Origin of the sequence: Mucilaginibacter xinganensis (assembly GCF_002257585.1) — a bacterium.
GTDB classification, from domain to species: Bacteria; Bacteroidota; Bacteroidia; order Sphingobacteriales; family Sphingobacteriaceae; genus Mucilaginibacter; species Mucilaginibacter xinganensis.
Window position 1 is genome coordinate 395,978 of sequence record NZ_CP022743.1, and the last position, 13,586, is coordinate 409,563.

Annotated in this window: 8 protein-coding genes; 2 read left to right on the forward strand and 6 right to left on the reverse strand. The window is 46.0% G+C overall.

Translation table 11 applies throughout. The annotated features are described in order from the left end of the window. Window positions 1–350: 350 nt before the first annotated feature. On the reverse strand, window positions 351–716 hold the full coding sequence (locus MuYL_RS01865; RefSeq protein WP_157740536.1) for a response regulator: 366 nt from the start codon (window positions 714–716) through the stop codon (window positions 351–353). A 202-nt stretch (window positions 717–918) separates the two neighbouring features. Between MuYL_RS01865 and MuYL_RS01870 the strand changes: the two genes are divergently transcribed. Beyond that, the gene (locus MuYL_RS01870) at window positions 919–1,932 is read left to right on the forward strand and encodes a LacI family DNA-binding transcriptional regulator (RefSeq protein ID WP_094568910.1); all 1,014 of its coding nucleotides are present in this window, start codon (window positions 919–921) and stop codon (window positions 1,930–1,932) included. Window positions 1,933–1,944: 12 nt separating this feature from the next. Here MuYL_RS01870 and MuYL_RS01875 read toward each other — a convergent pair whose 3' ends face one another. After that, window positions 1,945–4,224, reverse strand: coding sequence for a biosynthetic peptidoglycan transglycosylase (locus MuYL_RS01875; RefSeq protein WP_245845737.1), 2,280 nt, complete (start codon window positions 4,222–4,224; stop codon window positions 1,945–1,947). An 86-nt stretch (window positions 4,225–4,310) separates the two neighbouring features. Continuing rightward, window positions 4,311–5,102 carry a DUF3050 domain-containing protein gene (locus tag MuYL_RS01880; RefSeq protein ID WP_094568912.1) on the reverse strand — a complete coding sequence of 264 codons (792 nt, stop codon included), beginning with the start codon at window positions 5,100–5,102 and terminating at the stop codon, window positions 4,311–4,313. A 190-nt stretch (window positions 5,103–5,292) separates the two neighbouring features. Here MuYL_RS01880 and MuYL_RS01885 point away from each other — a divergent pair, with 190 nt between their 5' ends. Then, the gene (locus tag MuYL_RS01885) at window positions 5,293–7,584 is read left to right on the forward strand and encodes a GH92 family glycosyl hydrolase (protein WP_094568913.1); all 2,292 of its coding nucleotides are present in this window, start codon (window positions 5,293–5,295) and stop codon (window positions 7,582–7,584) included. Between the two features lie 89 nt (window positions 7,585–7,673). Here MuYL_RS01885 and MuYL_RS01890 read toward each other — a convergent pair whose 3' ends face one another. The 3 genes from MuYL_RS01890 to MuYL_RS01900 all read right to left on the reverse strand — a co-directional run bounded on the left by MuYL_RS01890 (window position 7,674) and on the right by MuYL_RS01900 (window position 13,569). Beyond that, window positions 7,674–9,107 (reverse strand): glycosyl hydrolase family protein, encoded by a 1,434-nt coding sequence (locus tag MuYL_RS01890; RefSeq protein ID WP_094568914.1) that lies wholly within the window; start codon window positions 9,105–9,107, stop codon window positions 7,674–7,676. 218 nt (window positions 9,108–9,325) lie between these two features. Beyond that, window positions 9,326–9,892, reverse strand: a complete 567-nt coding sequence (locus MuYL_RS01895) for an RNA polymerase sigma factor (RefSeq protein WP_317043862.1) — start codon at window positions 9,890–9,892, stop codon at window positions 9,326–9,328. 257 nt (window positions 9,893–10,149) lie between these two features. Then, window positions 10,150–13,569 (reverse strand): FtsX-like permease family protein, encoded by a 3,420-nt coding sequence (locus tag MuYL_RS01900; RefSeq protein WP_157740538.1) that lies wholly within the window; start codon window positions 13,567–13,569, stop codon window positions 10,150–10,152. Between the last annotated feature and the right edge of the window lie 17 nt (window positions 13,570–13,586).

The following is a 13,586-nucleotide window of genomic DNA, read 5'->3' on the forward strand; positions in this document are numbered from 1 at the left end:
TGCGCCATTGTTGGTGTTCGGAAGAATCAAAATATGATAAATTAACCCTTTGTCATCCTGAGTTATAAAATTTCGCGAAATTATGAAGGGTAAATTACAAGAGGGGCCCTGTCATGGTGAGCTTGTCGAACCACTACGCGGGCAAAGGCCGCTGCACCATGCTTAGCACACGGACAGGCCACTGTGCACGTCGCCCTTCGACAGGCTCAGGGTGACACCCCCGCTCCCGCAAGGGTCCACCCTTGTGGTCCGCGTTTAGGTAGCCACCATGCAATGTTGGATAAAGCTTAAGCAGAAACACATTATTATCTCTTCACACAAACCAGCTATTTGTTACTGAAGGAATCAGGTCAGGCGGCCAGCTGGTATGCTACCTTTTGCAGCAGGCTCTTAATGTCAAAGGGTTTGATCAGTAAGTCGTCGGGAGCCCCCTGTTTGTGCAGACCGGCGTTAGCGGCTTCATCGCCTGAGCACATAATAACGGGCAGCATGGCGGTGGTTTTGTTCAGTTTAATAAGCTGGCAGATCTCGGGGCCGGTTATGTCGGGCAACCGCGCATCCAGGATAATCAAATCGGGGTGTTCCGCTTTAATCTGCTCAAATATTTCGCTGCCGCTGCATGCTGCAAACACCTCGTAGCCGCTATTGATAAGGATATAGGTCATCACCTCTATCATTAACATATTATTATCAACTATTAAGATCTTCTTTGCCATAACCATGCTGCGTTACTATGCAGTTATTAGCAATTATGCAAAGGGTATGCCATATATGCCTCTTTGTGTTTTTAAGTGCCTGTTTTTAAGGATTTAACAAAACAATGACGTATTTTACAGTCAAATATTAAATTGCTTTTTATAGCGCAATTGATTGCTTTTATTACATTTGAAAGGCAAAAGAAAACAACTCAGGAATAAAATGGATAATATTAATATCAAGATACTGGCAAAGGAGCTTAACATATCAACCTCTACTATTTCCAGGGCATTTAACGGCAATTCTGATATTAATAAGGACACAAAGGAGAAGATCCTGGCGTATGCCCGCGAGCATAACTTTTTGCCCAACCATTACGCCAGTAACCTGCGCGATAAAAAGAGCCGCACACTGGCCGTGATTATCCCCGAAATTACCAACGAATTTTTTTCGCAGGCCATTAACGGCATTGAGGAAGTGGCCCGTAAAAAGGGTTTCTACATCCTGCTGTACCGCACGGACGATGTTTTTGAAAAAGAGGTGTCTTTTGTAAGCTACCTGAACAACGGCAAGGTGGATGGCATTATCATGTCGGTTTCCGGCGAGGCTAACGACCACAACTACCTGCGCAAGCTGGAACAAAAGAATATCCCCGTAGTGTTTTTTGACCGTGTTTATGAAGATATTGATGCCGCCAAAGTTACCACCAATGACTATGACAGCAGCTTTGCCGCTACCGAACACCTGATTGAAACGGGCTGCAAAAAGATAGCCTACCTGGTGGTAAACAAAAGCATCTCTATTGGTAAGGTGCGGATGCAGGGGTATGTTGATGCGCTGCAAAAGCACAACATCTCATTTGTGGATGAGCTGGTGATTGATTGCAGTAACGATGAAAAGGAAAACTTTGTGATTATTAAGAAGGTGCTGGAAGACATCAAGCCCGACGGGATCTTCAGTTCGGTGGAGCGTTTGGCCTTTGCTACCTACTATGTGTGTAACGATATAAACCTCAACATCCCCCGCGACCTGAAAGTGATCAGTTTCTCCAGCCTGGGGATTGCCCCGCTGCTTTGTCCGCCACTTTCAACCATTACCCAGCCGGCCTACGAAATGGGCATTAAAGCCGCTACCCTGCTGTTTGATGAATTGGAAAGCAAGGGTCAGCCTATTACCAAAAAGGTGCATGTGCTTAAATCAAAGCTGTTTATCCGGAAATCGTCTTCGGGGGTGTAGCTAATAAGGGCGCTAGTCTTTCACCAGCGCCTTCAGGGCTTTCTCTGCCTCTTTTTCTTCGTTCCGGAGCCGTTTCTTTTCCTGGCGGATCTCTTTCCGGGTTTTCCCGGCGGTATCTATCAGGTCTTCCTTCCGTTTTTCTTCTTCTTTCAGCTTTTCAATGTCCGCTTTCAGCTTTGCCTTTGCATCCTGCTGCTTTGCTTCTTCTTTTTTGGTGGTGGTATCCTTTTTGCCAAACAGGCGCTGTAAAAACGAGGGTTTCTTTACCTCGGGCTCCACCAGTACAACCGGTGCTGCTTCGTCATCGTCGTTTTGCTTCATCAGGCTGTCGGCTACTGTGGTGCTAACGGGTGCAACTTCGCGGCGCAGGCTTTCTTTAAGCCTCACGTCGTAAAAGCCGTAATTGCTGCTGTCGCGCTGCAGTTTGCCATGTCCTGCCATCAGGTTGCCTATCAGGTTAAAGTAGCCTGCCAGGCCGGGCCTGAGCGAGCCATCGGGCATAAAGGAATACAAGCCTGTTTTAGGGTGCGGAACAATGCTGGCTAAATAAATGCTCTCTCCTACGGTTAACTCCGATGGTGATTTTCCAAAGTAATACCTGGATGCCTCGCCAATGCCATAAACATTGCGGCCCCATTCAATAATATTAAAATAAACCTCCAGCATGCGGTTTTTGCTCATGATGCGGTTGTTCTCAATCATCCATACAATCAGGATCTCTTCAATTTTGCGGGCAAGGGTTTTTTCGCGGCTTAAAAAAGTGTTCTTCACCAGCTGCATGGATATGGTGCTGCCGCCGCGTTTAAACTTCTTATCCTTAAAGTCTGTCGCCAGTGATTTACGGATCGATTCTTCCACAAAACCATGGTTAGTATAAAAGGACGGGTCCTCGGCGGTCATAACCGCGTTGCGCAGGTTGGGCGAGATCTGGTCGAGCGGGGTATAGTACGAATTTTCGGGCCCGATAATGTGCGGCCCCATCGGCTTGCCTTTTTCGTAGGGGGTGTAAACAAACACCTTGTTTAGCCGGCTTAAGTCGGTCTTACCGTATTTTACAATGTTAAAGGCCTGCTTATCCAGCCGCGAATCAAACTGCACATCATCAGGATGGGCGGTATTTAAAAAGATATTCAGGTTGTAATTCAGCTTGCCCGTTACCTGGATACCCTCCAGCGACTCAAACATCCCGGTAGGGAACGAATCAAAAATGTCCTGCGCATTTTGCCAGCCGGTATTCAGTTTCAGCTCATAAATTTTTACCGGGTTAAGGGTGTATTTAAGGTAAGGATGCGCTGTGATCTTTTTGAGGTGGATGGTTGACGAGCTATCCAGCGACAGATAGTTTTGGCCCACAAACAGGTTGGCATCAATGCCGCCGTCGGGGATCACAATGTCATTGCTTGACAGGCCGGGATGGTTAATAAGCAGGTTTCGCACCCCCCAATAGCCAAAAATACGGGTTTCGCCGCTGCTGTGCTCCACTTTGCTAAGGCGTACGCTGGCGGTATCAAAGCTCGCTTTAAGGTGGTATCGTTTTTCAACAAAGGGGATCTCCACCTTTTTGCCATCGGCATAAAGTTTTATATCAATGTCTTTATCAGAGGGGTGCATCCGGCCGTCAAAGTGCCATAACGCCAACCCGTTGTTGATATTGATGGTTGAGGTAAGGTGCCCGTCTTTTATAAGCGCGGTTTGTGCCAGCGCGGTAAAGCTGTTGCTGTCGCTTTTAAACGATACCAAAAAGTTGTTCACCTTAAGGTTGTCGGGGATCTTGTACAGCACCTGGTTAATCAGGTTGCTTGACAGTTCTGCAAGGTCAACCCGGGTCTTTATAGTGCTATCGCGCTTCTTCTTAAAAAGGAAGTCGAAATTGCGCACATGCTTAATATCGGTAAGGTTTAAATGCGCCTGTTCCATTTCCACATCAGCCAGCTTAACGTTGCCGAAAATGAGCGGGAACAGTTTAACACTTACCTGGAACTGTTTGATGCTTAACAGGCTGTCGCGATGCTCGGGCACAACGGTAATATCGCTGAATGCCACGGTGCTAAGTCCGGTAAAGTGTGCCGAGCCTATCTGCAGGTCTAAATTGTACTTACTGCGGGCTTTATCTTTTGCTTTGGCTATAGCCTTTTGCAGCAGTACTTCGCGCTTGGAGTAGGCAACGTAGCCACCTATGCCCAGCAATACAAAAAGTGAAGCAAGCACAATGGCGGCAATGCGGATATATTTTGGATTAATATGTATTTTTTTAAGATCAGGTAGCTGCATCTGCACAAAATATTTATTCAAAACTAAACTAAATATTATGCGATACAAACGCCGGGAATGCCAAAATGTTTCCGAAAGCCCGATTGATAACTAAATGGTTACAGGCATCAGGCCTGCTCAATTACCCGGCTGCTCATAATTTCCGCGTAAACGCCATCCCAAAGGCCGATCCGTTTTTGCAGTGCGATGACAGCCGCCGAGGTGATCTCAGCCCATTTACCGGTATCATCTCCGCACAGTTCGGCGGTCATTTCCAGCGCGAGGTTGCTGTGGTGGTCGCCGTCCACTTCAATATGGCGGTCCAAATAATATTTAAACTGCGATACTTGTCCCGGGAATTTACTGTTCAGGTCGTTAACAATAGAAAGGAACATATTGGGGATCAGATCCTCTCTTCCGAAAGTAAAAACGGCAGCCTGCAGGTATGCTTTGCCGCTGTTTATTACATCAAAAGTATGCTCAACAAAGCTGTGCACGGTTGCCGGGGCACCAATTACATCAAAGGCTGCAGTTACGCTGCCTGTATTTTTAACGGCCTGCATAAAATTAAGAAAGCCGGCAGGTTCAGCACCGCACTGCTGCATGGCATCAAGATACATCTCAAAATGGCTTTTGCGGATGCCCTCACCATCAACGTCTGATTCTTCGCCTGTAACAATCTCGTTGATCAGGTACCGGGTGTTTGCCGAACCAGCCGGGAACCAGGGCACCGTGGTGCAGGTTAGGTTTTGCTGCAACGCTTTCAGCAGCGACATAAAATCCCAAACAGCATAAATGTGGTGGTTCATAAAAACCCCCAGGTCGTCAATGCTGGTTATTAAGCCGTAAACTTTATGGTTAATAATCTGCTGCCGTAGCGGCTCAATGGCCAGTTGTAGTTTTTGTATGTGCGCGTTCATCTGCTCTGCGGTATGCTTTGAAGCTGCAAAGGTATTAGTTTGTTTATTTTCAATTGACGGTATCGTACAACCGGCGAGTTGTTTTTGTTAATCTTAGTGTAAAAAAGTTAAATTCTGTCAAACCTGCGTTACAGCAATCCAACAATAAAACATTAAAACTATATTTGGGCGTAACAACTGATCTTAACAAATGAAGAAAATACTGACCGCTTTTTTAAGCTGTGCAGCCGTCATTGCTGCGGCTCAACCCAAACCATCCGGCAACTTGGTGCAATACGTAAAGCCAATAATTGGCACGCAGCGTATGGGCCACGTATTTCCGGGTGCCACCGTGCCTTTCGGCATGGTGCAGCTGAGCCCCGAAACCGATACCCCGAGTTATGAGCTTAACGGCAAATATAACCCCGATGTTTATAAATATTGTGCCGGTTACCAGTACGATGATAAAACCATTGTAGGCTTTAGCCATACCCACTTTAGCGGCACCGGCCACAGCGATTTGGGCGACTTTTTAATTATGCCTACAGTTGGCCCGGTTCAGCTTAACCCCGGCACCGCCGATAAACCGGGCAGTGGCTACCGCTCGGCTTTTTCACATGCCAATGAGGTAAGCGCAGCCAACTACTATAAAGTAAAGCTGGATGCCAGCAACATTATTGCCGAAATGACCACCAGCACCCGTGTTGGCTTCCATCAATATACTTTCCCTAAATCGGATAACGCACATATTATCCTCGACTTGATGGCCGGGATCTATAACTATCCTGATAAAAACGTGTGGACCTACCTGCGCATGGTGGATGACAGTACCGTTGTGGGCTACCGCTCAACCAATGGCTGGGCGCGCACCCGCACACTGTATTTCGCCATGACTTTTAATAAGCCTTTTATCCAGATGGGTTATAAGAAGTTTGATAAACGCGAAGTTTACGGGGGCTTTTGGGGCAAATTTGCCAGGGTAAAGAACTTTCCTGAACTTGCCGGGCGCCAGTTAAAAACGTTCTTCGATTTTAAAACGGAGGAAGGCGAAAAGATCAAGATCAAATTTGCACTGTCGCCGGTTAGTATTGACGGCGCGCTGAACAATATGAAGGCCGAGATTCCGGGCTGGGACTTTGACAAAGTGAAGAACGATGGACAGGCGCAGTGGGAAGCTGAGTTGCATAAAATTGTAATAGAGGGCAGCAAAGATGAAAAGGAAGATTTTTATACCTCGATGTACCACGCTATGATCAACCCTACTATTTATATGGATGTGGATGGCCAGTATAAAGGGCTTGACCAGAACATTCATAAAGCAGAAGGATTTACCAACTATACTACATTTAGCTTGTGGGATACCCACCGCGCCCTGCACCCACTGTTTAATATCATTGACCCGAAAAGAAACTCGGATATGGTACAAAGCATGATGGCCCATTTTGACCAGAGCCCGGAGCACATGCTGCCAATCTGGAGCAACTCGGCCAACGAAAACTGGTGTATGAGCGGTTATCACAGCGTATCTGTTATTGCTGATGCCGTGGTTAAAGGCAATGCGCCCTTTGATGCCAACAAAGCGCTGGATGCCTGTGTGGCCACCGCCCGGCACCGTGATTACGAGGGCATAGGTTACTATATGGACCTGGGCTACATTCCGGATGAAAAGAACGGCAACTCGGTATCATCAACCCAGGAATATGCTTATGACGATTTTTGCATTGCGCAGATGGCTAAAAAGCTGAACCGCATGGATGTTTACGAGGAATTTAACAAACGCGCGCAAAACTGGAAAAATGTATATGACCCTAAAACCGGGTTTATGCACCCTAAAATGGCCGACGGTACTTTCCGCAAAAACTTTGATCCGTTTACAACTATTAACCAGGGCTTTATTGAAGGTAATGCATGGAACTATACCCTGTACGTACCCCATGACCCGGCAGGACTAATTAAGATGATGGGCGGCAACAAACGTTTTATAACCTATGTCGATAGCCTTTTCAGCTATAACCTGCCCGATAAATATTTTGCCGAAACTGAGGATATTACAAAGGATGGCATCATCGGCAACTATGTTCATGGCAATGAGCCATCACACCATGTTGCTTATTTGTATGACTGGACCGATAAGCCATGGAAGGCTCAGGAGAAGATCAGGATGATCTTGCCCCGTATGTATAAGCCAACGCCTGATGGATTAGGGGGTAACGATGACACCGGGCAAATGAGTGCCTGGTACATTTTCAGTTCGCTTGGCTTTTACCCGGTTGCTCCCGCTACCGATCAATATGCTATAGGCAGCCCGGCTGTTCAGCATGCTGTGGTACAGGTTGGCGATGGAAAAACCTTTACCATAAACGTGAAGAACCAAAGCGACAAAAACGTATATATCCAGAAAATAACCCTTAACGGACAGCCGCATCCCGGGATGTTTTTAAGCCATTCAGACATTATGAACGGTGGCGAGATCACATTCGTGATGGGAAGTAAACATAAATAAAAACAGGAGATAGGTGCAGGCCAGGAGAGCATACGCGGTGATAAATCGCCCATTTTTTTCCTGGCCTTTTGTCTCCCGCTTACCAACGGCTACTTTATAACCACAACCGCCGCGCTTCCTGCCGGTACGGTTACCACTATATTTTTCTGATCGGTACGGTATTGCTCGGTAATTGCTGGCTCAAAAGTGCCATCGGCGTTTATAGTGGATCCGGCAAAAGTAATGTTGTTCAATGCGGTAACGGAAGGGGCGCTCAGGCGTACAATTTTTATGGATGATGTGGTATTGCTTAGCTGAACAGTAAACGAAAAATCCTTTTTTATCTCTTTATTTATCAATGTTAACGATGTTGACTTGTCTGGCTTAACGCAGGCATATACATTATAGTTGTCACTTTCATCGCGGTTAATAATCTGAACCGGAATTATCTTTCCGCCAATTGCCCCATATTTAAATGCCAGCATAGCGTAATACACGGGCCGTGCAGTAATAAGGCCGTTATCTATATTAATGGGGGTATAAACAAAGCGGATGCCTCCACCATGAAAATTAACGCCCTGCCCGTTGTTTTGAGCTATGCGCCACATAAAGTCAAGCGCCCAAAGTGCCGATGCAAAAGTGTTGCTGAGGCCCGGCTTTCCCTGTCCCCAAATGCTATTGGCTTCTGATATTCTGAACGGAAGATTATGCGCAGTGGCAATCTTATTCATTCCCTGTAAAAAGACCTCCATGTTTTTATTGGGCCTTAACACATTGTTTATATTTAAGGAAGGATCTGAAGCCGGGCCGTAGTTATAATAATGCGCATCTAGCAGAATAACCTTTTGGGCCTCGTTTTTGGCAAATTCGGCCAGCCATCTCGTGTTAAAAGGGTCAATGTCGGGCCCCGCAAACCGTACACCCGGAACTGTGCTTTTTACTGCGGCATAATACGTATCCCATTCGCGCTGGTAGTCAGCATACTTATAGTTATGCGGTCGGGGCTTCATAAAAAAAACATCAGGCTCATTACCAAACTGTAAGGCATACAGGTTGTTTTGAAGGGCTGTATGCACGTAATCTGCCTCTGCTGCCGCCTTCACGGCATTATTATCAGCCAGGTTAAGGCCAAATAACACGGGCCATTTAATAGCTTTTGCAAATGCCGCCAAACGATCAATATCCGCCTTTGTAAGTTTTCGTTTGAGGGAGTCTGTACCTGCATCATCACCGCCCCATTCAATCTCATCACTGCTGTTTCCCCCAATGCGCAGCACCCCTTTCCCAAGGTTTTTTATAAGCTGGATAAGTACGGCATTGTTTTCATTGAGATAGTCAGGGCTTTCAGTCAAAAGCGCCGTTTCATAACTTAAGCCTTCAAAGATGTGAGGAATAGTATAACCCGGAAGATTTTGACCTAATATTACCGTAACAGGACTTGCCTGCTGGGTTTGTTTCACCGGCAGGGCTGTATCAAAAGCAGCTTTTTTACAAGCACACAAGCTACATATTAATGCAATGGCAGCAAACCAGGGTTTATTCATTTAACCGGTAATAAGGGCTCAATAGTTTCTCTAACCCAAAAAGGGTATCGTGCAAAATAACTTAAAAAAACAGGAATGCCGGTTAAATTTGCGTTACTTTTTGATGCGCCGGATTAGACGGGGCGTAATTGAGGCAATTGCCCCAAAAAACAAATGCCCGTTTTTAACAGGCACGTGCAGAGATCAAATTAACTATTCCTTTTTATTGTATTTGGTGCTTAACCCGCCATATAATGCATTTCGTTCGCGGTAAGCTTGTTCACCATCTCTTTTAAAATGGCGCGGGCGCGGTGCAGGTTGGTGCGTGATAAAAGCTCGGTCATTCCCAGTTTTGTTCCAATTTCCTGGTGCGAGTAGCCTTCTATGGCATACATATTAAACACAGAGCGATAGGTTTGCGGAAGTTTCTGGATCATCTTCATCAAATCCTTTACTTCCAGCCCATGGGCATTATAGCCGCTGCTGAGTCCGCTGTTTTCTTCGGTAAAGTCCTCCACCAAAACCATCGGTTTAAGTTTGCGGTATCGGGATATGGCACAATGAACCATTATCCGGCGGATCCATCCTTCAAGGTTGCCGTCGCCACGGTAGTTGTGGGCATTTTTGAACATCTTTATAAAGCCTTCCTGTAAAATGTCCTGGGCTTCGTCTTTATCGTGGGCATAGCGCATACAAACCGCCAGCATCCTGGGGGCCAGTGTTTTATATAACAGTTCCTGCTGCTTGCGATCGTTCTTTAGGCAGCCTTCCCACATTTCGGCTAATTTTATATCGGCGGTCATCATCTTGTTGTTATTTGGTAACCGTATGCCAATATTGATACCCATTGTATAAATCATTGATATTCAACAACATGAAATTTGAGGCGTCTACGAAACTGTTCGTTTCCGAACGGTCGTTGATACAAAAGCGGACGAGACCCAGTGTATAGTTTTTCCCGGACAAGTCATTATACGTAATTCGTAACACACCGCTACTATTATGCTCACCTGCATACGGCTCTTAAGAAGAGGAACAATAAAAAGCCGGAATAATTAGTTTGTCATTCTGTCTTCAAACTTTTTATAGGGTTTGCCAATGCGGCTTTTATGGACTGGAAGCTTACCGTTATTAATGTGATGAGTATAGCGCCAATAGCTGTAACTATAAATATCCACCATGCTACATCGGTGTGATACTGATAATTGCGCAGCCAGTTATGCATAAAATAATAAGCCACAGGCGAGGCTATAATTATTGAAATAAACACCAGTATGGCAAAGTCTTTCGATAACAATTGCCACAGAGCGAACACGGACGCGCCAAGCACTTTACGTATACCTATTTCCTTAACGCGCTGTTCGGCCATGAATGATGCCATGCCAAACAGCCCGAGACAACTGATAAATATAGCGAGCCCGGCGAAGACGAAGGCAAGCTTACCAATGCGTTCCTCATTATTGAATTCTTTAGCATATTCCTGATCAACGAAGTGATACTCAAATGGCTGTTCAGGATTCTCGGTTTTTAAAACAGAAGCGATGTTGCTAATAGCGTTACTAGTGCTCATTTTCGGACTTATCTTTAGCAGTAAACAGCCTCCCGCCCATTTCGCTAAAAAATAGACCATAGGTTGCACCTGTTCATAAGGCGAACGGTTAATGATGTCTTTAGTTACCCCTATGATCTTAAATTTTTGGCCATAAAACGTTACGTAGTTTTCTGTCGGTTTTTTCATGGTCATAAAATCAGCCGCTGCCTGGTTAATAATCACCGCTGCCGAATCGGAGAGGAATGACGGTGAGAAATCCCTGCCCGCGCTAAACTCCCAGCCAATGGTTTTACCATAATCGTATGAAATGTCCTCCTGGCCGAAATTGACATCAAGATTGGGTTCTTTTCCAGGCCATCCGATGCCGCCGGTAGTACCCGGAACTTTGTTAGGCGGGGCATCTGCTTCGGCCATTTCCGTTATTGTACCGTTGTTTGCAAGGGCCTGTTTTATCGCATCAAAATGTTGGTGGAGTTCAATTGTCCTGACTGGGATTGCTACCAATCTGTCCTGGCTGTAGCCTATAGGACGGTCTTTGGCAAAAATTATCTGCCGGATAACCACAATGGTGCCGATGATCAGTATAATAGAAACGGTAAACTGGAGTACCACCAGTACTTTGCGCGGAACCGAAGCGAGCCGCCCTACCCTAAACGCCCCCTTCAATACCTTTACAGGCTTAAATGACGACAGGTAGAGTGCCGGATAACTGCCGGTTATAATAGCAGTGACCAAACTAAGGCCAATGCCTGCAAGCCAAAATGCGGGGCTATTCCATGGAATGTTCATCTGTTTCCCCGCCAGCTGATTGAATGCAGGGAGACTTAATCTTGCCAGCAATAAGGCGGCTAAAAATGCCAGCAATACGCAAAGTACCGATTCACCATAAAACTGGTATATCAATTGACTGCGGGATGAACCTATTGCCTTGCGGATACCGACCTCGCGTGCGCGTTTCTCCGATCGGGCTGTGCTTAAGTTCATGAAATTAATACAAGCCAGCAGCAGTACAAATATACCTACAATGCCAAAAAGCCTCACATATTGTATTTCGCCGCCGGTGTTTTTTCCGTCCTTAAACTCGCTGTACAAATGCCATTTACTCATTGGCTGCAGGAACAGCGCCGGTTTTGCTGAAGCTGCAACTGGTTTTAAATGCCGGAGCATTTCATCTCTGACCTTTAAAGATACTTTGTCAAGGTCGGCATTGTGAGCCAGTTGAACATATAAATTAACAATGCCTGGGCCCCATGGCTCCCTCATTCCGCTCAAGCCTGCCTCGAAGTGGCCCCATGAACCAATAAAAGCCATGCCGCCAAGCGTGGTGTTTTCGGGCAGATCTGCATAAACGCCGGCTATTTTTAGATTATCTAAACCGTTCCACCTCAAATTTAACTTCAAAACTTTACCCATGGGGTCCTCATTGCCGAAAAAGGCCTTCGCTGTAGCCGCCGATATTAATATCGACGATGGGTCCTTTATAGCATCGCCTCTGCCTTCGAGCATATTTAATGTAAACAGGGCTGGCCCGCCGGCTTCCATGAAGGCACCTTGCTCAGTCAGTTTTTTGTCGCCTAAAGCTAATATATAATCTCTCGGGAGTGTCGACATTGCTACAGACTTAAAATCGCTGCCATAGTTTTTGCGTAGTTCGGCTGCCAAAGGATACGGTACATGGAACGAAGTTTTCACTTCGCCATTAATGGTCACATTTTGCATTACCTGGGCTATACGGTGGTAATTACTGTGATACTTATTAAATGATACTTCATCCAAAATCCACAAACTGATGAGTGTTACCACTGCCATGCCCACTGCAAGGCCACCAATATTAATAAACGACAAAACTTTATTTTTGATAAGGTTGCGCCAGGCAATTTTTAAATAATTTGTCAGCATATAATTGCGGTTTAATTTTCCAGGAGCCCAATTTGGCGGGCTATCTGAACGCAATATTACCGGCAGTATTCGTAACCGGGGTGCCAACTTATCAATTGGTACCTCTTTGTTGAGGCTGTTTTTGTATTCCACCGGGGTTTTGCCGGTCATCTCTTTGAAAACGCGGTTGAAAGTTGTTTTGGAATTAAACCCCGACTCGTAGGCAATTCCCAGCAACGTGAGCCGGTCGTAAGCCGGGTCCTGCATTTTTCCGACAATTGCACGAACCCGAAATTCATTAATAAAATCGCTGAAGTTCTTTTCCATCCCAGTATTAATAATCCGGGACAAATCATGCGGATGGATCTTCAGCTTTACTGCAAGGGAGGTCAATGTCAGTTCGGCATCCTCGTAAAGACGGTTTGCGGCTACGGCTTCCATTAGTCTGCGGCTTTTTTCCTTTGCATCATATCTATCGGTTATCGGCGTGGCCAGTTGTGTGCTGCTATCCAATTTCAGCATTACTTCAGCGGCCATTCCAATCAGTATAAAAGCAACGGTAAAACTAAAGACATCATTAAACAGCCATAACAGGCAAAGCAAAGCCAGCAGGTGCAAGGTATTATCCAACCGGCGGAAAGCGAAGCGCGGCCTGTCCATCAGCACTGGCCGCAGGCGGCTATAAAAACCCTGTATCAGCCGGTGCGACAAGTATAAATAAATGACAACCGAAATTAGCAACAGCCAGCCCGGCATCCAATATGCAACCAGCAAAGGGCAAAAATGCAGCACATCCTTTCGGTTAAACTGTAGGTTTGGTGCCGTCATCCGCCGGACATAAAAATACAACAGCGGCCCCAGCGCCGGTAAAAAAATCGGCGTAAGCCCGCCGGTCTTCAATACCATTATAGTTAAAGCAGCACTTAAAAACAGGTTGGCTGTTTGGCGTTCTCTTTTTGCGAATGCTAAAAGCAACGCAAGCGTAAACCCCGAAAACAGGGTTGCCATGGCGGCCACATGGTAAAGGTTAATATGGAATATATCAGTATTCAAACAGTTCAAATGGCCCA